This window comes from Fictibacillus enclensis, assembly GCF_030123385.1.
GTDB classification, from domain to species: Bacteria; Bacillota; Bacilli; order Bacillales; family Fictibacillaceae; genus Fictibacillus_C; species Fictibacillus_C enclensis.
In genome coordinates this window covers 2,887,010-2,906,819 of record NZ_CP126109.1, presented here as the reverse complement: position 1 = coordinate 2,906,819, position 19,810 = coordinate 2,887,010, and the positions used below count along the sequence as shown (strand labels likewise).

General features: G+C 45.3%; 28 protein-coding genes and 1 tRNA gene. 22 read left to right on the top strand and 7 right to left on the bottom strand.

Going from position 1 to position 19,810, the window contains the following annotated elements; all coding sequences use genetic code 11:
- The first annotated feature begins 44 nt into the window (after positions 1-44).
- Genes QNH15_RS15300 through QNH15_RS15280 form a run of 5 tightly spaced genes read left to right on the top strand, consistent with a single transcriptional unit; the run spans position 45 to position 2,994 of the window.
- Entirely contained in the window at positions 45-617 is a 573-nt protein-coding gene (locus QNH15_RS15300; RefSeq protein ID WP_283889200.1) for a 5-formyltetrahydrofolate cyclo-ligase, read from the top strand.
- Entirely contained in the window at positions 617-1,411 is a 795-nt protein-coding gene (locus QNH15_RS15295; RefSeq protein ID WP_283889199.1) for a DUF92 domain-containing protein, read from the top strand. Before QNH15_RS15300 ends, QNH15_RS15295 begins: the two co-directional genes overlap by 1 nt.
- A complete protein-coding gene (locus tag QNH15_RS15290; RefSeq protein WP_283889198.1) occupies positions 1,399-2,022 on the top strand; it encodes a molybdenum cofactor guanylyltransferase in 624 nt (207 codons plus the stop codon). Before QNH15_RS15295 ends, QNH15_RS15290 begins: the two co-directional genes overlap by 13 nt.
- 44 nt (positions 2,023-2,066) lie before the next feature.
- Positions 2,067-2,243, top strand: coding sequence for a hypothetical protein (locus QNH15_RS15285; RefSeq protein WP_164988836.1), 177 nt, complete (start codon positions 2,067-2,069; stop codon positions 2,241-2,243).
- Positions 2,244-2,274: 31 nt separating this feature from the next.
- Entirely contained in the window at positions 2,275-2,994 is a 720-nt protein-coding gene (locus tag QNH15_RS15280) for an HAD family hydrolase (protein WP_283889197.1), read from the top strand.
- On the opposite strand, the gene QNH15_RS15275 is transcribed toward QNH15_RS15280, so the two are convergent.
- Positions 2,975-3,841 (bottom strand): hypothetical protein, encoded by an 867-nt coding sequence (locus QNH15_RS15275; protein WP_283889196.1) that lies wholly within the window; start codon positions 3,839-3,841, stop codon positions 2,975-2,977. The genes QNH15_RS15280 and QNH15_RS15275 overlap by 20 nt on opposite strands.
- A 128-nt stretch (positions 3,842-3,969) precedes the next feature.
- Here QNH15_RS15275 and QNH15_RS15270 point away from each other — a divergent pair, with 128 nt between their 5' ends.
- The 5 genes from QNH15_RS15270 to QNH15_RS15250 all read left to right on the top strand — a co-directional run bounded on the left by QNH15_RS15270 (position 3,970) and on the right by QNH15_RS15250 (position 8,045).
- On the top strand, positions 3,970-5,010 hold the full coding sequence (locus tag QNH15_RS15270; protein WP_283889195.1) for a M42 family metallopeptidase: 1,041 nt from the start codon (positions 3,970-3,972) through the stop codon (positions 5,008-5,010).
- 72 nt (positions 5,011-5,082) lie between these two features.
- Positions 5,083-5,274 (top strand): YqgQ family protein, encoded by a 192-nt coding sequence (locus QNH15_RS15265; protein ID WP_283889194.1) that lies wholly within the window; start codon positions 5,083-5,085, stop codon positions 5,272-5,274.
- Positions 5,275-5,301: 27 nt separating this feature from the next.
- On the top strand, positions 5,302-6,279 hold the full coding sequence (locus QNH15_RS15260) for an ROK family glucokinase (protein ID WP_283889193.1): 978 nt from the start codon (positions 5,302-5,304) through the stop codon (positions 6,277-6,279).
- 119 nt (positions 6,280-6,398) lie between these two features.
- On the top strand, positions 6,399-7,589 hold the full coding sequence (locus QNH15_RS15255; protein WP_283889192.1) for a M14 family metallopeptidase: 1,191 nt from the start codon (positions 6,399-6,401) through the stop codon (positions 7,587-7,589).
- Positions 7,590-7,739: 150 nt separating this feature from the next.
- Positions 7,740-8,045 carry an MTH1187 family thiamine-binding protein gene (locus tag QNH15_RS15250; RefSeq protein WP_283889191.1) on the top strand — a complete coding sequence of 102 codons (306 nt, stop codon included), beginning with the start codon at positions 7,740-7,742 and terminating at the stop codon, positions 8,043-8,045.
- Positions 8,046-8,099: 54 nt separating this feature from the next.
- Here the strand turns inward: QNH15_RS15250 and QNH15_RS15245 are convergent, their stop codons facing one another.
- Positions 8,100-8,282, bottom strand: coding sequence for a DUF2759 domain-containing protein (locus QNH15_RS15245; RefSeq protein ID WP_061971038.1), 183 nt, complete (start codon positions 8,280-8,282; stop codon positions 8,100-8,102).
- Between the two features lie 125 nt (positions 8,283-8,407).
- Positions 8,408-8,890 carry a hypothetical protein gene (locus QNH15_RS15240; RefSeq protein WP_283889190.1) on the bottom strand — a complete coding sequence of 161 codons (483 nt, stop codon included), beginning with the start codon at positions 8,888-8,890 and terminating at the stop codon, positions 8,408-8,410.
- Between the two features lie 72 nt (positions 8,891-8,962).
- Between QNH15_RS15240 and QNH15_RS15235 the strand changes: the two genes are divergently transcribed.
- Together QNH15_RS15235 and QNH15_RS15230 are read left to right on the top strand one after the other, a co-directional pair.
- Positions 8,963-9,592, top strand: coding sequence for an MBL fold metallo-hydrolase (locus QNH15_RS15235; protein WP_283889189.1), 630 nt, complete (start codon positions 8,963-8,965; stop codon positions 9,590-9,592).
- Position 9,593: 1 nt separating this feature from the next.
- A complete protein-coding gene (locus QNH15_RS15230; RefSeq protein WP_283889188.1) occupies positions 9,594-10,673 on the top strand; it encodes a class I SAM-dependent methyltransferase in 1,080 nt (359 codons plus the stop codon).
- 206 nt (positions 10,674-10,879) lie between these two features.
- Here the strand turns inward: QNH15_RS15230 and QNH15_RS15225 are convergent, their stop codons facing one another.
- Both QNH15_RS15225 and QNH15_RS15220 read right to left on the bottom strand, forming a co-directional pair.
- Positions 10,880-11,122 (bottom strand): DUF2626 domain-containing protein, encoded by a 243-nt coding sequence (locus QNH15_RS15225; protein ID WP_061971029.1) that lies wholly within the window; start codon positions 11,120-11,122, stop codon positions 10,880-10,882.
- Between the two features lie 130 nt (positions 11,123-11,252).
- Positions 11,253-11,327, bottom strand: a tRNA-Gln gene (locus QNH15_RS15220).
- A gap of 122 nt (positions 11,328-11,449) precedes the next feature.
- On the opposite strand from QNH15_RS15220, the gene comGA reads away from it, so the two are divergent.
- The 10 genes from comGA (at position 11,450) to moaA (ending at position 17,197) form a co-directional block, all read left to right on the top strand.
- Positions 11,450-12,511: a competence type IV pilus ATPase ComGA gene (comGA, locus tag QNH15_RS15215; protein ID WP_283889187.1), complete on the top strand. Its 1,062-nt coding sequence runs from the start codon at positions 11,450-11,452 to the stop codon at positions 12,509-12,511.
- A complete protein-coding gene (comGB, locus tag QNH15_RS15210; protein WP_283889186.1) occupies positions 12,508-13,548 on the top strand; it encodes a competence type IV pilus assembly protein ComGB in 1,041 nt (346 codons plus the stop codon). Before comGA ends, comGB begins: the two co-directional genes overlap by 4 nt.
- A gap of 13 nt (positions 13,549-13,561) precedes the next feature.
- Complete coding sequence (gene comGC, locus QNH15_RS15205) at positions 13,562-13,867, top strand: competence type IV pilus major pilin ComGC (protein ID WP_061971021.1); 306 nt, start codon at positions 13,562-13,564, stop codon at positions 13,865-13,867.
- Entirely contained in the window at positions 13,851-14,294 is a 444-nt protein-coding gene (gene comGD / locus QNH15_RS15200) for a competence type IV pilus minor pilin ComGD (protein ID WP_283889185.1), read from the top strand. Before comGC ends, comGD begins: the two co-directional genes overlap by 17 nt.
- Complete coding sequence (locus QNH15_RS15195; RefSeq protein ID WP_129475101.1) at positions 14,278-14,607, top strand: type II secretion system protein; 330 nt, start codon at positions 14,278-14,280, stop codon at positions 14,605-14,607. Before comGD ends, QNH15_RS15195 begins: the two co-directional genes overlap by 17 nt.
- On the top strand, positions 14,565-15,005 hold the full coding sequence (locus tag QNH15_RS15190) for a ComGF family competence protein (protein ID WP_283889184.1): 441 nt from the start codon (positions 14,565-14,567) through the stop codon (positions 15,003-15,005). The genes QNH15_RS15195 and QNH15_RS15190 overlap by 43 nt, the downstream gene beginning before the upstream one ends.
- A complete protein-coding gene (comGG, locus tag QNH15_RS15185; protein WP_129475103.1) occupies positions 15,002-15,376 on the top strand; it encodes a competence type IV pilus minor pilin ComGG in 375 nt (124 codons plus the stop codon). Before QNH15_RS15190 ends, comGG begins: the two co-directional genes overlap by 4 nt.
- Positions 15,373-15,900: a shikimate kinase gene (locus tag QNH15_RS15180; protein ID WP_061971010.1), complete on the top strand. Its 528-nt coding sequence runs from the start codon at positions 15,373-15,375 to the stop codon at positions 15,898-15,900. The genes comGG and QNH15_RS15180 overlap by 4 nt, the downstream gene beginning before the upstream one ends.
- Before the next feature lie 17 nt (positions 15,901-15,917).
- Positions 15,918-16,094 (top strand): YqzE family protein, encoded by a 177-nt coding sequence (locus QNH15_RS15175; protein ID WP_283889183.1) that lies wholly within the window; start codon positions 15,918-15,920, stop codon positions 16,092-16,094.
- 83 nt (positions 16,095-16,177) lie between these two features.
- On the top strand, positions 16,178-17,197 hold the full coding sequence (gene moaA / locus QNH15_RS15170) for a GTP 3',8-cyclase MoaA (RefSeq protein WP_283889182.1): 1,020 nt from the start codon (positions 16,178-16,180) through the stop codon (positions 17,195-17,197).
- Positions 17,198-17,224: 27 nt separating this feature from the next.
- Here moaA and QNH15_RS15165 read toward each other — a convergent pair whose 3' ends face one another.
- Positions 17,225-18,019, bottom strand: coding sequence for a YqhG family protein (locus QNH15_RS15165; RefSeq protein ID WP_283889181.1), 795 nt, complete (start codon positions 18,017-18,019; stop codon positions 17,225-17,227).
- Entirely contained in the window at positions 17,988-19,676 is a 1,689-nt protein-coding gene (locus QNH15_RS15160; RefSeq protein ID WP_283889180.1) for a DEAD/DEAH box helicase, read from the bottom strand. The genes QNH15_RS15165 and QNH15_RS15160 overlap by 32 nt, the downstream gene beginning before the upstream one ends.
- Positions 19,677-19,810: the final 134 nt, after the last annotated feature.

Sequence of the window (19,810 nt, the reverse complement as noted above, 5' to 3'; positions counted from 1 at the left end):
CTGGTAAAATAAGAATATTAATCACACATAAGAGGAGCTGCAGCATGGAGACAAAAAAGGAATTGCGCAAAATGATGAAGGATCAACTCCTTTCATTCGATCCGGCCATACATAAAAGAAAAAGCGGAGACATCGCTCAGCATTTGTTCAGCCTGCCGGTATGGAAAAACGCAAAGCATATTGGAATTACGGTTTCCAGAGGGTTTGAAGTGGATACGAAACAGATCATACAAAAAGCATGGGATGATGAAAAAAAGGTGAGTGTGCCAAAGTGCAGTACGGTCGGTGAACGGCTGATGGATTTTCATCGGATTACATCGTTCCAGGAACTTGAAAATGTCTATATGGATCTTTACGAACCAATCATGGGCATGACTGAACTTACACCGCCGGAGGATATGGATCTTATGGTTGTTCCTGGATTGATTTTTAATCCCGAAGGCTACCGCATTGGATTTGGGGGCGGTTTTTATGACCGGTATCTCTCCGGTTACCATGGCACAACCGTTTCACTTGCCTTTGATATTCAGTATATGAACAGTATTCCGGTTGAACCGTTTGATATACCTGTGGAGTACATTATTACGGATAAAGGCGTCAAGAAGGACGGAAGGTGATGGCTTTTGCCCTTTTTATGGTGGTTCTCGCCTTGTTTGTCGCGATTGCTTATAAGATTCGGATGCTGACACTGGGTGGTGCATTTTCGAGCTGGGGGATTGGCGTAGTGGTTTGCGCGGCTTTTGGATATCGGGGCTTGGGTTTATTGCTGTTGTTCTTTATCAGCTCATCATTATTGAGCAAATGGGGAAAAGAGAAAAAGAAGAAGCTGCGCACTTTGTCGGTTGAATCAAAGGGAAGAAATGCAGGACAGGTCTTTGCCAACGGAGGGGCTGCGTTTCTGGCGGGTGCAGGTTTTCTGTTTTTTTCACATCCTTTCTGGCTTGCCCTGTTTATTGCCAGTCTGGCAGAAGCGGCTGCTGATACGTGGGCTTCAGAAGTTGGTGTTCTTTCAAAAGGTGAGCCGTATCATATCTTGCGCAGAACCCGAGTGGAACGGGGAATATCAGGAGCCGTTTCTCCACTCGGACTGACAGCGGCTGCGTTGGGCTCGCTCTTAATCAGTGTTACAGGTGCTTTGTTGTTTTTTGAAGGCAAATGGGCTTTTTATGTTTTCCTTATAACTTTTTTAGCAGGATTCCTCGGTAATATACTCGATACTATTATTGGAGGCACGGTGCAGCTTGGCTTTCGCTGTCCAGTATGCGGAGCGGAAGTTGAAGTGCACACCCATTGCGGGGTACCAACTGAACAAATCAAGGGCTGGTCTTCGGTCAACAATAACACGGTCAATTTTATTTCGAGCACGCTGGCAGGTGTCACGGCAGGGGTGATGATGTTTTGGGTTCTTTAAGGAAGATACACAGGACAGGCATTGTGCTGGCAGGGGGCGGATCGACGCGTTTTCCGTTTCATAAAGCGTTCGCAAAGTATAAAGATAGGTATTTTTATGAACTTGCGGTTGGTTGTTTGAAACAATTAACGGATGATGTTGTCCTCGTATCACGGAGTGACATATCGGACCGAATGAAGCATGCAGATGCAAAATTAATATTCGACTTTCCCCAGTATCAGGGTCAAGGGCCACTTGCTGGAATTCTTTCGGGGATGGAAAGCGGAGAGGAGTCGGATTGGTATGCGGTCGCGACCTGTGATATGCCGTTTGTTATGCCCCTCCTGTTTGAGAAGCTGTTCTCCATAGCAGATCAGAAACCGGGAACCCAGGCTGTTGTTCCTGTGGCCGCAGGCAGAAATCAACCGCTCGCCGCCATCTATCATAAAAGCTGCAAGGGTCACATTGTGCGGCTGCTTTTGGAGGAAAGGCGAAGCATGTACGGCTTGCTGCAGTCGGTGAATACCATTTTTGTTGAGGCAGAGGATTATGATCTTCCTCAGGAGATGTTTATCAACATCAACACGGCTGATGAGTACAAGCAATATATCGAAAACGGGCGATTCGAATAATTTCAGGTATCTATGCAAAAAGTAAGGACAAGGAGGAATGTTCTGTGACCAGATTTTTCATCAAGCTTGTCCTTTTTGTTGCTTTGGTTCTGATTGGTTATCAATATCGATACCGGCTGCTGAACGTCATACTTGGAGTGCCACTGATCCGGCGTGTGGCGGTTGGCAAAATGATGTCTTTTCCAGGTGTCCGTGATAAATTTATGAAGGAAATGTTTTGAGGCGCTTTTTTGCGCCTCTTCTTTTATCCTCATGAAAGTGGATGCTGTCTTTTTTGATTTGGATAATACGCTATATGATTATGAACGGGCATTCCGGCTAGCTGCTCTTCAAAGCTTTACAGAACTCTGGAAAGAAGGGAACATTACTGGAGGGGCAGCAAGCGCCGAACAATGGTTCCGGCGCTTTAAATCTTGCTGTGACCGGTTCTGGGGAGAGTATGAAAACGGTCAACTTTCACGGTCTGCTTATCAGAAAAAGAGATTTTTACACTCTTTAAAGGAGTGCGGGCTGTTATCAGTTTCCAGAGATGCCCTCTCGTTTGAACAACTTCTTCGCCATTATATTTCTTCCTATTGTGTGCTTTTCGCCGGTATGGATGGGCTGCTTCAAGCATTAAAGGACCACCAGATCCTTACAGGGATCATTACCAACGGGGAAGAGGTGCTACAGAAGAAAAAAATAAAGGCTTTATCACTTGATGACTGGATATCTTCCGAAACGGTTTTTATTTCGGATACGATGCCATTAAAAAAACCAGATCCCAAGATTTTCTCCCTTGTTCAAAAGCAATCCGGCTGCAAACATCCCTTGTACGTGGGCGACACGTGGGAGCTTGATATACTGCCCGCCCAAAAAGCGGGATGGGAGGCCATCTGGATGACAACCCAGAATGAAAAAACAGAGAATGCCCTACATGCAGCCTTCTCCATTTGTCAGCTGCACAAACTTCTTATCTCGTATATTGAATAAGCTGGATGAATTCCCCATCCTTCAGTTTAAACAACACCATCAGATGGGTTTTGTCTTTACTGAACATAATCATCGGCATACTGCTGCCGATCGGGCTGACCTTTTGGCCGTTGCTTTTCTTCACCCCGAGAAAATAATTTTTGTAGAGCCCTTCCCACAAGTTTCCGATAATCTTATTGGTTTGGTCCTGTGTAAAGCCGGGGAGAGGCTTCTTTTGGTATTGAGGCAGGTCTGCGAGAGCAACCGAGTAGTAATTTGCACCGGTTACATTGTAAAATTGTTTTGCGCCGGTCCATGTTTTTTGCAGATAAGAGTAGGTTTTAACATCCAGCTTAGTTTTCGCAGTCCGTTCTGCCTGTGTTTGTGGCTTTTGGAACGACGCGAAGGAAGCTCCCTTTTGATAGATGTACATACTTTGTCCGCTCATGTCCTGGGCACTTCGATACGTGTTTTCATTTTTGTGGATTTCGGCATAATGAAAGCTGACGCTCTGGGACAGCCGTTCATTTCGTCCGGACACCTTTTTGGATTCTTCGATGATTTTGGTATCCTGTTTCCATTTATTCATGGTGCTGGCCAGGACGCCGTTGCCATACAACAGGGAGATATCCTGGCGAAGATAGACCGGCTGATTGGTTTCGGAAGCCACGTTCCACTGAAGAGTATAGTTTTCAGGGGTGGAACCGCTCAAACGGACGCTTGTATTCGCTTTTGTAAAATAGACCTGATTATCAATCGGAAAGAAAATGATGCTTTCTTTTACAGGTTCTTTGCCAAAAAGATACATAAAAAAGAGGATTGCGAAAAATGCAGGAAGAACAATGCCGAGCCAATTTCTCATTTTCATCTTATAACCACCCCGTTGGACAGACTGTTGTTCCATGTGTATGCAGCAAACGTTAAAGAAAGAAGAAGGAAATGAGCGGAACGAAAAGAAATCGTTAAAAGAAGAATTAGATAGGAGAGAGGCATTTAATGATTAATGAACAAGAAATTGTACAGAACATTAAGGATCTGGTCAGCATTCCAAGCCCTTCAGGCTTTACAGGGGATGCCATTTCCTATGTCAGTGATTTTCTCAAGAAAGAAAATGTGCCGTTTTACCTGAACCATAAAGGGGGATTGATTGCCACCCTGAAAGGAAAAGACGACAGCAAGCATCGTCTGCTGACGGCTCATGTGGATACGCTTGGAGCGATGGTGAAGGAAATCAAAAGCAGCGGGCGACTGAAGCTCACGATGATCGGCGGTTACCGTTGGAATGCTGTGGAAGGTGAGTATTGCAAGATTCATACAGCAGACGGAAAAACGTATACAGGTACCATCCTCATGCATCAGACCTCGGTTCATGTGTATAAAGATGCCGGCGATGCGAAGCGCGATGAGCAAAATATCGAAGTGCGGATCGATGAAGTAGTAAAAACAAAAGAAGAAACAGAAAAGCTTGGCATATCTGTAGGAGATTTTGTTTCTTTCGAACCGCGTGTGGAAATCACGGAAAGCGGGTTTATTAAATCCAGGCATCTGGATGACAAAGCCAGTGTCGGCATCCTCATGCACCTCATCAAGCTGATCAAAGACAACAACATCGAACTTCCTTATACTGTTAATTTTCTGATCTCCAACAATGAAGAGATCGGTTATGGAGGCAATTCCAATATCACAGAAGAGACAGTAGAATACATCGCGGTTGACATGGGCGCCATTGGAGACGGACAATCCACCGACGAGTACAGTGTTTCCATTTGTGCGAAAGATTCAAGCGGCCCTTACCACTACGAACTGCGCAAACATTTGGTGAAGCTTGCTCAGGAACACAGTGTCGATTACCGCGTGGACATCTATCCTTATTATGGTTCCGATGCTTCGGCGGCAATCAAGGCAGGCTTTGATATCAAGCATGGACTTGTCGGGGCAGGAATTGCTGACTCCCATGCCTATGAGCGCACCCATGTGAGCTCGCTTCGCCATACGGCAAATTTGCTTCTTCATTACGTACAATCGGAACTTGCATAAAAAGCGAAAGAAACCGCTGTCTTTTCAGCGGTTTTTTTCGTCAGTCTCTGCTATAATAAGCAGGGTGATAAAATGAAAACGCTATATGACGTACAGCAGCTATTAAAAAGGTTTGGCATCTTCATTTATACAGGCCATCGCCTCGCAGACCTGGAACTGATGGAGGAAGAAGTGCGATCTCTGTATGAGTCAGGGATGATGGATCCGCAGGACTATAAGATGGCGCTTCTTGTGATCAAGTCAAACATGCAAAAATACAGCTAATTAAAATTCATATAAGGGGTGACAGCAATGGATGAGAAATGGTATGTAGGCGTAGATTTGGGCGGAACAACAATCAAGATGGCATTCATCAGCGATTATGGCGACCTGATTAAAAAATGGGAAATTCCTACGGATATTTCGGAAAAAGGAAAGAACATCACAAAGGACATCGCCAAGAGCATTGATTCTGTGCTGGACGAGCTTGGAGCCAGCAAGTCGAGACTCCATGGCATTGGAATGGGTGCCCCTGGATTTATTGACTTGTCGAGAGGATTCATTTACCACGCGGTCAATATCGGCTGGGTTAACTTTCCGTTAAAAGAACGCTTGGAAATGGAAACCGGTCTTCCGGTAGTCGTGGACAATGACGCTAACCTGGCTGCTGTAGGCGAGATGTGGAGAGGCGCCGGAGATGGTGCGAAAGATCTTCTCTGTGTCACGCTCGGAACGGGAGTCGGCGGCGGAATCGTTTCCAACGGAAAAATTGTTCACGGCAAAAACGGCATGGGCGGGGAAATCGGCCACATCACAGCGATTCCTGAAGGTGGTGCTCCATGCAATTGCGGAAAGACAGGATGTATCGAAACAGTTGCCTCGGCAACAGGCATCTGCCGTTTGGCCAGAGAAGGACTGCAGAATTATCCTGACTCGCTCTTGCACAAGGAAGAGGAAAAGGAAGGCGGTATCACGGCCAAAGATGTTTTTGATGCGGCTGACCAAAAAGATGAGCTGGCTCTTTATGTGCTTGAGCTTGTCGGTTATCACCTCGGCTTTATGCTTGCCAACCTGGGATGTACCATCAACCCTGGGAAAATTGTTCTTGGCGGCGGTGTGTCAAAAGCAGGGGATAAAATCCTTGACCCGGTTAAACGAAACTTTGAAAAGTTCGCCCTTCCCCTTGTGAAAGAAGGAGCAGAGTTTGCGATCGCTTCCTTAGGAAACGATGCCGGTGTCTACGGTGGAGCTTATATGGCCAAAACCCTTCATGAAGAAACGGTAATGTAATCAAATAACGTTAAGAAGAAACCATGCTTATGACTCAAGCATGGTTTTCTTTATTTTCATATCCTCTGTGTGAGACGAATAATATGAAAGGTAGAAGCGAAATACAGGAGGAGGAGCTTATGAAGATAACGGTAAGAAAAGGAGATACGTTCTCCTACTACAGCCAATTATTCGATCTCCCCTTGCAGCTGCTGCTTGATTCCAACCCTAACCTGAATCCGGACGCGTTGCAGCCGGGATCTTTCGTACGGCTGCCTGGATATTTTGCAGAGGGTATACCGATCAATCATGGAGATACGGTGCATTCCATCTCTCAAACCTGCCGTGTTCACCCAGATGCCATATGTTTGTTGAATCCGCTCGTTAATACCCAGTCGATTCAGATTGGTGAAAGGTTGTTCGTGCCAAAGCGTGCATCAGGAAGAGTGGTCTCCTCAGGCGTACCTTATGACTATCCTACGCTTCAAAAGGACCTTCGGAAGGTATGTGAACTGTATCCCTTTATACAGAGTGATATCATTGGGCACTCGGTTTTAAAAAAAGAACTAGTTCAGCTGAAATGGGGAAGAGGAACAAAAAAAGTGCATGTTAATGCTTCTTTTCATGCGAATGAATGGATTACTACGGGGATATTAATGACCTTTTTGAATGATTACCTGCTCGCCCTTACCAACAACATCCCGATCCGCGGAATGAATATGCTTACTCTCTATGAACAAACAACACTGTCTGCGGTACCAATGGTGGATCCGGACGGTGTGGATCTTGTGCTGCATGGACCGCCTGTGCAGGAGCCTTTTCATAGTCTTGTTAAGTCCCTAAATAAGGAGTCAATTGACTTTAAAGACTGGAAAGCCAATATCCGGGGAGTAGACCTGAATAATCAGCTTCCAGCCCGTTGGGAAAAAGAAAAAGTTCGGAAGCCACAGGAAGCGGCCCCAAGGGATTATCCCGGGGACTATCCGCTTTCCGAGCCGGAAGCCCGGGCAATGGCAGATCTCGCCTTCGAGGAGGATTTTGACCGGGTCATTGCTCTCCATACACAGGGGAAGGAGTTTTACTGGGGGTTTGAAAAGGAAGAACCGCCTGAAGCGGAAGACATTGCCCGGGAGTTTGAGAGAGTCAGCGGCTACAAAGCCGTACAGTATGTTGACAGTTATGCCGGCTATAAAGACTGGTTCATCCAGGAATTTCGCCGTCCGGGCTTTACAATTGAACTCGGCTACGGAGTCAATCCTCTGCCGCTCTCACAGTTTGATGAAATCTACGAAGATACACTCGGGATTTTTCTTGCGGGTCTTTATATGTAAAAATGAAGATTTTTCCGCAAGGCACCAGGAGCTTCCCGGGTGTCTTTTTTTCTGCTGATTTTCTTAACCTCTCACTTTACGTTCGTTTTTTCGAATTGTTAGGAAACATGATAAACTGATAAGGAATTCATATTTATGGAGGTAAGAAAAATGGCCATTATTGATATTACAGTGATTCCGATTGGGACAGAGACTCCCAGTGTCAGCAAGTATGTGGCCGGAATTCAGCGTGTACTGGAAAGCTATGGAGAGCAGATCAACTATGAACTGACACCCATGAATACGATTGTTGAAGGGGAGCTGGAGGTGCTGCTGCAAGTGATCAAAGATATGCATGAGGCTCCTTTTGCTCAGGGGATCCAGCGCGTGGCCACCAATATCCGCATTGATGACCGCAGAGACAAGCCATCCACGATGAAATCGAAGCTTGAGAGTGTCAGAGCCCAAATGAAATAAAAAAACAAAAACCCATCGGCACAGGAAGTGCGCGATGGGTTTTTGTTAGTTGGTTTAGTGACCTGAAGAGCCTCCGCCTGTGAACACATCAATAAAGGTCATAACAGTAAACCAGCCGAATACGGCCAATGTAAGGAATGCAAAACCGGAACCTAACATATTTTTAATTTTTAAAGAACGCAGTAAACCTAGAGCAGCTAAAATCGTTACAATAGCAAAAATGATGGCTAATCCCATATCCTATGCCCCCTTACTCTGTAGTAATCTAAGTTCTTCCTAAATTTCCTATGTATAGCAAATCAGACGGATACTACCTTGTACTATTTTACTTGTTTTGTAACCGTTTGTACAGTGTCCTTTTTTCACAAATCTACCGTAATGGAGACATTGTAAGCACTTGCATATTTTTCAATGAGTTCCCGCTCAGTCCGGTCGGCATAATAGATTTCCTTTTGTTTTTTTGTTTCGGTTCCAAGCAGATGCTCCTCCAATTGAAACAAAAACTGGTCCGTCTCTCCGGACTGCGGGTTTGTAAGGTGAAAACCGAACGTGAGATCCCCATATAGGTAATAGTGATGTGCAGCGGAAAGAAGCCCGTAATCGTGAAAGCGCTCGGTCGGCTGGAACGTTTCCATGCGGAGTAGTGGATGGATATCTTCAAACATGCCTTGTGATTCATAATACTCCTTTAACCGCAACGCTTCTTCCTTAGTTTCAACAATGGCAATCTCACCGTCCCTGTCTGAAACCGAAACGAGGCTTGCCGTCTTTCTGACCACCTGGGCAAGAGCACCCGGCTTTTTGGTGATGTCCGGTTTCATTTCAATCCCATAGCAAAGCGTCACATGTCTTTCCTCCACATCGTTTTTGTTTTTAGTGTAAAATAGGGAGAAACAGATTGCAATGGAGGGATAGCTATGAGTTGGGAACGATTGACGGTCGGCCCTGTTCAGGAAAATACATATGTATTGTGGAATAAAAAAAAGGAAGGAATCATTTTTGATCCGGGAAGTGAAGGCAAGAAAATCATTTCCTTGATTGAAAAAAGGGGAGTTAAGCCGCTTGCCATCCTTCTGACGCATGCGCATTTTGACCATATTGGTGCAGTGGATGAAGTCCGTGAAAAATGGGGCATTCCGGTTTACATACATAAGAAGGAAGAGGACTGGCTCGGAGACACGAGCAAAAACGGTTCGGCTCATTTTATGCAGCGAGTTGTCGCCAAGGATGCTGACCATCTGATTACAGAAGAGGGTGAGTTAAAAATCGGCAGCTTTACCTTTAAAGTATTTGAAACACCGGGGCATTCCCCGGGAAGTGTTTCGTATTATGCAGAAGAAGAGGAGGTTGTTTTCTCGGGAGACGCGCTCTTTTCCGGCAGCATTGGAAGGACCGACCTGTATGGCGGCAACCACGAGCTTTTACTAAAAAGTATTCACGACAAGCTCTTACATCTTCCTGAAGAAACGCTCGTTCTTTCCGGCCATGGCCCGGAAACGTCCATTGGTGCCGAAATGGACTCCAATCCTTTCTTAAGCGGTTTTTGATATGCTCTCCGTCATCCGGGAACGCATAAAAAATGCCCCAGGCGGCTCCATCACTTATGCGGAATTCATGGAAATGGCTCTGTATCATCCGGAACATGGTTACTATCAAAAGAATAAAACAAAAATTGGCCGGAACGGGGATTTTTATACGAGCAGCTCAGCTTCCGCGGTGTATGGCGCCGTTTGGGCCGATGTTTTTTATTTCAGGTTCAGGGAGCTCGGATTATCTTCATATGTCCTATGCGAAATCGGGGCAGGAGACGGTTCCTTTGCCAGAAGCGTTCTTGACGAATGGCAGGCGAAAGGATACCCGGCACTGGAGTATGTGGTGATCGAATCGAGCCCGTATCATGCGGAACAAATCGGCAGGAAGCTCGAAAATCATTCTTGGTCGCACTATTCAACTCTTGAGGAATTTCAGTCCTTGTGTCCCTTTTTTCATGGCATTGTTTTTGGAAATGAGCTGCTCGATGCCATGCCGGTTCATGTGGTCAGGCAAACATCAAGCGGTTTGAAAGAAATTCAGGTATCTCTGAACGAAACTGGGGACCTTATCGATGTTGCTGTCCGTGCGGATGATCAACTTAGGAAGTGGATCGAGGAATACCATGGAGAACTGGAACCCGGTCAAACGATGGAAATTCCGCTTGCTATAACCAGCTGGCTCGGTAAGCTGTATGAATGGATAGGGCGCGGATATGTGGTTTTTGTTGATTATGGTTATTCAGAAGAGGAATGGAGGCAGCCGGAGATTATTGAAGGAAGCTTGCGGGGCTATTACCGCCACCAGCTCATTCCAAATCCGCTGTCTTATCCGGGAGAGATGGATCTGACCTCCCATGTTCACTGGGACTGCATCAGAAAAGTGGGGGAAGATTATGGATGTTCATCATCCGGCTTCCAATCGCAGCAGGAATTTTTGCTGGAAAACGGGATACTGGATCACCTGGCTGAAAACGTAAGCAGGGATCCTTTTTCTTCTGAACATAAAAAAAACCGTGCGATCCGCTCGTTGATCATGGACCACAGCATCAGCCGGTATTTTCAAATATTGATCCAAAAAAAAGACGGCTGCTTTTAAGCAACCGTTTTCTTTTTTTCGTAGAAGTAATGTCCAGCTTCAGCGTCCAGGGCTGAAAACTCGTTTTCAGCATAAGTCCTCGAAAGACGAAATTGAATTCCATTTCGTCATCGGTCGCTTCACTCTTACTCCACAACACAAAAAGCGTGTTGTTGTGTAAGACCTCCAGCGCTTGTCGGACTTTAACAGGCCGCTTACGCTTTTCTTTAGTGACCGCCACCGGGAGTCATCATGAATGTTGTCCAGTATGTAAAGCCGACAAAAAAGACTGTTAAATAAGCGCCAAAAATATAAATATACATACGCTCAGATAAATTCAGGTAACTTAATGAAACAAATAAAATGGTTTGGCCCAAAAATAATAGAGACATGTCAGTCAGATCTCCAAGATAGGCCATTACTGCAATAATTCCAGTCCAAAAGCCCAAAACCTTGTACATTCTTGCCATATGTATCCCTCCCTTTTCACCGAAGAACTCACCTGTATTATATATGAATTTTTACACAATTGTAAATGCCAATCTATCTGGATTTGGAAAAACAAAAAAGAACACAAAGTAGGTGTTCTTTCACAAAAGATGGCTGGGCTAGCTGGATTCGAACCAACGAGTGACGGAGTCAAAGTCCGTTGCCTTACCACTTGGCTATAGCCCATCGGCACTACTTCTAGTATGGCTCGTGTCGAACGAAATATACAAAAAAGATGATTTTTTAAAAGGGAATGCTCGTATACTGTCGAATTGAATCAGAAACCACAGAAAGAAGGTGATAGTTCATTGCCAATTGAATCAAAAAGCAAAGAATTGCTTCAGCTAGCCTCCAGAACCAATGCCTCCGATATCCATTTTGTACCCCTGCGCAATCAAGGGATGATCCAGCTTCGGGTGGACGGTCAGCTGCACCCGATTGAAAAAGTCCCATACGTGTTTTTCGAGCGGCTCGTTTCCCATTTTAAATTTAAGGCCGGAATGGACATTGGAGAAAAGCGCAGGCCCCAGGACGGCTCGGTGGACCTTGATCTGAACGGAACATTGCTTCATCTCCGGCTCTCCACGCTGCCAACGGCTTTCCATGAAAGTCTAGTGATCCGGTTGCTCCCCCAAAGTGGACCAGCCCATTTCGAATCGCTTGCTCTTTTTCCTCACTCCCTGAAAGGCCTTCACTCATTACTCAACCGCTCAAGCGGACTTATCCTCTTTTCTGGGCCGACCGGCTCGGGCAAAACTACAATTATGTATTCTCTTCTTCAATACCTTCAAACCAAGGACACCATAAATATTTTGACGCTTGAAGATCCGGTAGAAAAGAAAATGGATCTGTTTTTGCAGATGGAAGTCAATGAAAAAGCAGGGATCACTTACGGCGAAGGATTTAAATCACTGCTTCGTCATGATCCGGATGTGATCATGATCGGAGAAATCCGGGACGAAGCAACAGCGAAGCTGGTCATCCGGGCGGGAATGACCGGGCATCTGGTCTTGTCTACCGTGCATGCGGAAGATGCACTCGGCTGCCTGTACCGGTTGGTCGAATTTGGGCTTTCGGTTCAGGAAATTGAGCAAACATTGCTTGGCATTGTTTCCCAGCGGCTGCTTTCGCTAACCTGTCCGTATTGCGGAACCCGCTGTGAACCATATTGCTTTATGCGAAGACATGACAAACGAATGGGGTTATATGAATTATTGTCAGAATCCGGGCTGGAAAAAGGGATGGAATGGATCCGGGGCAACTCGGATCGGCCGGATGGTTTACGAACACTGAATTATTTTATGAAACAGGGAATGGCGCTTGGATTTCTGCCGATGAACACTCTTCACAGGTGGGGAGTGGACCGATGAGAAAAAGGGAAAGAAGTTGGACCAAAAAGCAGCAGGGAGATTTCTTGCTCCGTCTGGGCCGGCTGCTCGAACAGGGCTACACACTTCCCAAGGCGATCCGCATTCTCAAACTTCATCAACATCAGTGGATGAAAAAGGGATTGTACCGGGTGTATGATTCTCTTGTTAAAGGATATTCTCTTCATGAAGCACTGGCTTCAGAAAAGTTTTCAAGTGAAGTTTTAGGGTTTTTGGAGTTATCCGAAAAGCATGGTGATTTGTGTTTTAGTGTAATGGAAGGCGGCAAGATGCTCAGAAGAAAAGAAGAGATGAAAGAACGGTTTTTAAAGGCTGTGCGCTATCCTGTATTTCTGTTTTTTATTGTTCTATCCGTTTGTTTCATTATGTTCCGCCTGCTTATTCCTCATTTTCTCTCTCTGTATTCCTCATTGAACATTGATTTCCCCTGGTTTACAACCTTCATGATCAATTTATTAAAAAAGCTTCCGTTCTTTCTGGGATGGATGTTAGCAGGAGCTGCAGCAACTGGTACGGTTTATTTTTTTATATCAAAAAATATGCACCCATCGAGACAAATCCGCTTTCTTCTCCGTATTCCGCTGTTTAATAAACTTCTTGCTGTATGGATCACCCATCAGTTTTCCATACAGATTGGAAGTCTTTTGAAAGGCGGGCTGGCGATCAATGATGCGCTCGTCATCCTTGAAGATAATCAATACATGCGTTTTTTTCGGTATGAGGCCGCTAAGATGAAGCAGGATCTGCTGAACGGTTTAAAGTTTGAGGACATTATTGCACAGCGACGTTATTTTGTTCCGGAACTCTCTGTCATTATTGCACATGGTCACACGTCGGGGCTGCTCGGCAAAGAGTTGATAGACTATAGTGAAATGCTGATGAGTTATGCAGAAGAAAAATTGTCCAGGTACATTGTCATCGTGCAGCCGGTATTGTTCCTTTTTATCGGCAGCACCATTCTGGTTATGTTTGTGTCGATGCTGCTCCCGATGTTTAACATGATGGATTCCATTCAATAAAAGAGGTGGGTTAATGAAAGAATTAAGCGAAGATGGCTTCACCCTGATCGAAATGATGATTGTGCTCCTCATTATTTCTGTACTCCTTTTGATCGCCTTACCGAGCATGGCAAAGAATCTGGGTGTTGCAAAGGATATTGGCTGCAAGGCGACGATTGATCTTGTTCAGGGGCAGGTTGGCGCATATGAAGCGGAAAAAGGGACGAAACTGACTGACCTTAGCACACTGGTAACAGAAGATTATGTAGATACAGTAAAGTGTCCAAGCGGCAAAGCATTGGAACTTCAAAACGGAGTAGTGGTTGAAGCGGGGAACTGAAGTAAACGGATATTCCTTGGTTGAACTGTTGATCGTATTATCGATCGGTGGCATTTTGCTTGGAGTAACCGCGGTTTCATTGCAAAGCTACTACAAAAGCAGGGAGGTGCACTTTTTCCTGGAACAGTTGAAAAGAGATCTGTACTTTACACAGCGCCAAGCTGTGGTGCAGCAAAAGGTTGTTTTCTTGCATATTTACCCTGATCAGCATCGTTATGTGGTTGGCAGCGGGACGAGCAGTGTATTCAAAGAGATCATATATGCGGATCAGGTTGATGTGGAATCTTCCACCATGACGATGAAAATTACGTACACGAAAAACGGAAACATCAGTTCATCGGGCACATTGCTGATTAAAACGGATGCCGGGAAATACCGACTAGTGTTTTTGCTGGGAAAGGGGCGGTTTTATGTGGAGAGATTGTAATGGCTTTTATCTCTTGGAAACACTGCTTGCCTTGAGTGTGCTTTCGATCGTGATCGGTGCCGCCGCTCCCGTGCTTTACCGGATTTATCATGAACGCTTCACCCTTCAGCAGCAAAGGGAAGCGTTAGAGCTTCTGGCCAATAAGCTCAGTGATGGAAGTGAGGTGGAAGAAGGGGCAGTGGCAGGAGAAACAGGGGAATTCAAATGGGATTTCCGGGAAGGAGCGCCTTGTATTGCATTTACCGGTAAAAATAAAAGGATGTACAGTGAATGTGGTGTAATCAAAAGAGTCAACCAAATGGCTTTACCATGATCGAAACGGCAATTGCTCTTGCTATTTTTCTGATGCTTGCCTTGCTTTCTCCCCTTTTAATAAAGGTTCTTTCCCCTCCAATGGAGAACAGGGTTCCTGCAGAAGAGCTGGAATCTTTCTATATGTCCATTGGCCAGTTGATCCGGGAAGCCAATCAAGTTACAGCGAATGCTGACCGGTTGCTTCTTTCGTCAGAATCCGGCCAGCAGATTAGCTTTTCTTATTATCAAAACAGAATTCGCAAACAAATCAATGGACAAGGATATGAGACGTGGCTGTTTTCCGTCAAGCAATTCCGGCCTTCCATAAAAGATTCGGCTGTTACATTGGTGATTATCGATACGGCTTCCCATGTGTATAAGCGGGTTTTTGTCCGAAAGACGGGGCTGTCTCCATGAATGAAAAAGGATATATTTTTCCGGTGGTGCTGGTGTTCTGTCTGATCATTTCCATGCTGACTGCTCATCAGCTCTTTATGTATTTGGGAGAAAAGCAATTTTTAGCGGACCAGAAACACCGCTTTCAGCTCGATCAGATGATTGAGAAAACAAGCAGTGAACTCCTCCTGACTTTGAAGCAGGACAATGTACCGGCAAGCCGGTTTGAGTTCCGTGAAGGAGTAGTGGACTGTCAGATGAACAAGACAGGCCTTCCTGTGATTGAGCTAAAATTATCGGCCATTTTGAAAAACCTTCAGACAAAAAGCGTGATTATATATTATAATAGCGAGACAAAAACGATTACCAAGTGGGTGGAGGGTACAAGTTGAAGCCGATATTTTTAACAGGATTCATGGGGTCCGGCAAGACGACAGTGGGCTCCCTGCTCGGTGAAGAGCTGGACTTGCCGGTCATTGATACGGACCGTTTGATTGAAGAAACATACGGTAAGACGGTTGCCGAAATCTTCGCCGAAGATGGTGAAGCGGTTTTCCGAAGCTATGAAGCTGCCATTCTTGCTGAACTACCAAAGGAAGATGCCGTCATTACGACAGGCGGAGGTCTTGCGGTTTCCGCGGAAAACCGGAAATTTATGATGGAGAACGGATTTGTCATTTTTTTGAGCTGTTCCCTGGAAACTATTTTTGAACGGCTGAAAGAAGACACAAGCCGTCCACTGTTTAACCAGGAAAAAAAGAAGGAAATGCAAAAGCTATATGAATCGCGGCTTCCGATTTACCGGGATTGCCACTGGGCGCTCGAGACCGGAGGATGCCACCCAGAGGAAGCGGCCGAACGCATTGCAGCAAGGTTAAAGCGCTCTGAAATGGGATACACTGGGGACAAACGATAAAAAAGGTGTGGTTTCCCGTGAACGCGTATTTTAAATTTTTGATCGAGTCTCTTGTTAAACGGCTGAGCCGGACACAAGAGGAAAAACTGTATTTGAAAGAGCAAAAAGCGGAGCGAAAACAGCCAGTTCTCGTTTCGCTTTTTGGCATGCTTCCGTTCTCGCTTGGAATGGTATTTAAAAAGAACAAAAAGTAGTCTTGCCTGCACAATCCTAACATTGTTCATTTTTAAAATTATATGATAGGGTTGAATTAACCTAAAAATGAAGAAGTGTGGTAATGATGGGAAATGAAAAAGCATTGCTGGACCGGCTGAAACGGCCTCTGAAAGATTTGCGGATTTCAGTAACAGACCAATGCAATTTTCGGTGTACGTACTGTATGCCGAAAGAAATTTTTGACAAGGATTATCCTTTTTTGGAAAAGACAGAGCTCTTAAGCTTTGATGAAATTATAAAGGTTGCTGAGCGTTTTGTTGCTTCTGGTGTGACCAAGCTGAGAATCACGGGCGGTGAACCGCTGATGAGAAAGAACCTTCCGGAGCTCATTGGGGAACTGAACCAGCTCAAGGGGCTCGAAGATCTTGCTCTTACAACAAATGGTGTACTTTTGCCTCGTGTCGCCCATGACCTGAAGAAAGCCGGAATGGACCGCGTCACCGTCAGCCTTGATTCTCTTGATTCCGATCTTTTTGGCCGAATTAACGGCAGGGGAATCGGGGTGAAACCGGTGCTTGAAGGTATGAGTGCTGCTCATGAAGCGGGCCTGCAAGTGAAAGTCAATATGATGGTCCGAAAAGGAGTGAACGAACAGGAAATTCTCCCTATGGCCAAGTATTTTAAATCCACTCCTTATATTCTTCGGTTTATTGAATTTATGGATGTAGGGACAACGAACGGATGGAACATGAAAGAAGTCGTGACGAAGGAAGAAATTCTTAAGAACGTTCAAAGCGAACTGCCTCTTCAACCCGTGCCGGAAAACTATTACGGTGAGGTTGCTTCCCGCTATCAGTTTGCTGATGGAGAAAATGAGATTGGCATCATTTCATCGATCAGCGATTCCTTTTGTTCCTCCTGCACGAGAGCGAGGCTGTCTGCTGACGGCAAGGTGTACACCTGCCTATTTGCTTCTAACGGAACCGACATAAAAACACCCCTTCGAGAAGGGGCAACAGATCAAGAACTGGATGCACTTATTTCCCGAATTTGGAAAAACCGTACTGACCGTTACTCCGACGAACGCCGGGAGGGCGCCGCCACAAGAAAGAAAATTGAGATGTCTTACATTGGGGGCTGATTGCAGCCTCCTTTTTGGTTTCCATGATTATGACAGGGCTGTCTCAGACAAATAAAACAATCCGCCGTTTATGATATCCACGCTGATTATTGGCTCATACTGGGTACGGAGTGCTTCTTTTTCCACGTGGTAGTACTCCGGCTTTTCCTCTTCATCTTCATAAAAGCGGTCCAAAAGCTCTTCGTCTTCACGCCATCTTGCCTTGGCATCTTCCGCCCAGCTGTGGTCATCCTGCTTGATTTCCTGTTCCACAAGAGATTCGATCCGTTTTAACCCGCTAATGGGCCTGATGAAGGGGGAAAGGGTGTAACAGAAGTCAGGAATCTTGCGGGTCAGCGGAAGCTTTGAGAGCTTCTCATGAAAAGACTCTACCATGCGTCCCGTAATGAGATGGATGCCATAGGAGGAAATACGGTCTTTTTTGCGGTCGCACTGATAAGAGGTTTTCATATTCACACACAGCCACGGATGAAGAGCAATGTTTTGCCCGGAATGCTGGGAGATGGATTCATACATCCGAATGAAAGACCCCAGTTTCTTGGTGGAAGCAAAAATTTGATGAAGCCGGGGGGAACCAAAATGGATAAACTCTCCGCCGCCGTCGGGAGGCGTTTGCTGCCCCGTTACAAGTGTGAGGGTCAGGGGATTGGGAACGCCCCCGGTTTTCTCCAGGTAATGCCAGTAAAACGGTCGGTTCATCAATAGCTTATCGAGTTCCACGGTCAGCCGAATCTTCATATAACTGGGATGCCTTGCTTCCACCGTGCATTCATTGGCTTCAAAATACCGTTCAAGAAAATGATGAATCTCGTGCTGCTGCATGTTCTTCCCAGCCTTTCTTTTTTATGCCTCCGCCGAGATTGATCAGCGAGGCAAGATTGTCCATTTTCACTTTCATCTCCCCTTCACTTTCCGAGTTCAGCATAATATCAGAAATGTAAGTTTCAATGTTTTTTAGTTCAAATTTAGCCAGTATTTCATCGAGCTCACCAATTACGCTTTCAAACAGATTGATCTTGTTGTAGAGAAGGTTCAATATCCGTTCTTCAATGGTATTTTCTGTTGCGAAATTATAAATATGAACGTCGCCTTTTTGTCCGATCCGGTGAATCCGGCCGATCCGCTGTTCAATCCGCATCGGATTCCACGGCAGGTCGTAGTTAATGATATGCTGGCAAAATTGGAGGTTAATTCCTTCTCCGCCGGCTTCTGTGGCGATAAGCACCTGTGCATGGTTTTTAAAAAGATGGGTCATGTACTCTTTTTTGCTCCGTTTAAATCCGCCGCGAAACGGAACTGAAGAGATGCCATGCTGCTGCAGATACCATTGCAGATAGAGCTGGGTGGCCCGATATTCGGTAAAGATAATCACTTTGTCATTGATCGATTGTACGAGCTCGAGCGTTTTCATCGCCTTGGAATTTTGGGTGACCTCTTCTATTTTTTTCATGACAGGAACAATGGTATGTTCGGAATAAGGGTCTTTTTGAAGCATGTTCTTCAGTGTCATGAAGCAGGCTTCTCTAGAGCTGCAGACTTCGCGCTGCAGGGTAAGCACAGAAAATTTGCTTCGGCTGAACTGAGGCAATTCCTTAAGATCCGAAATGCTGCTGTACAAATTCCGCTCAGTTTCTGAAAGGGTGATCGGAATGGTTTTAACAAACCGTTTGGGCCATTTTAGCCCTGTTTCTTCTCTTCGGTTCCGGACCATCACTTTATTTACGAGCTGCTTCAGCTTTTCCTCGTTCTTCAAGGAATGCTTGTCGTTCCTGAAGTCTTTATCAAAGTTTTCCTGATTGCCAAGATGCCCTGGTTTTAACAAGGAAACCAGATTAAAGATTTCTTCCACCCGGTTCTGAACCGGAGTAGCGGTGAGAAGAAGGCAGAATTTCTTTTTTAAATGCTGAACAAATTCATAGTTTTTCGTGTTTTTGTTTTTAAGCTTGTGAGCTTCATCGATCACGATGATGTCATAATCCTGGTTCAGGACAATGTCACGGTGAGGCTGGCGTTTTGCGGTATCGATGGAGGATACGACCACCTCGCACTGCTCCCAAACGTATGATTTTTTTTGCGCCACCGCAGGAATGAAAAACTTGGAGTTTAATTCTCCTGTCCATTGCAGAACAAGGGAAGCGGGTACGAGGATAAGGACCTTTTTGGCAAGCCCTCTGATCATGTATTCCTTCAGGATCAGCCCGGCTTCAATCGTTTTTCCAAGCCCGACCTCATCGGCGAGAATGGCTTTGCCGTTCATTTTTTCGATGACGGTTTTTGCAACCTCAAGCTGATGGGGAAGGAAGGTAAGCTGCGGAAGATGTCCCGGAGCCTGAAGACCGAGAAAATCAGGGATGGATAAATTCTTTTCCGCTTCAAGCGCAAGGTTATATAACTCCCATTTTGTCCAGGGGCCATCATCATCCATCCGTTTAATAAATTCGTCATGCCATTCCCGGTTAAAGTTGATATTAAGATTCATGGCCGCTTTCCTTTCTATGTATCATAATCCGCTTGCACACTGCGGTTTTCAATTCTCAAAATTGCGTTGCTTTTTAAACTAAAATAATGATAGGATAATAATGTGTTTCCAAGGCAAAACCTATTTACTAGTAT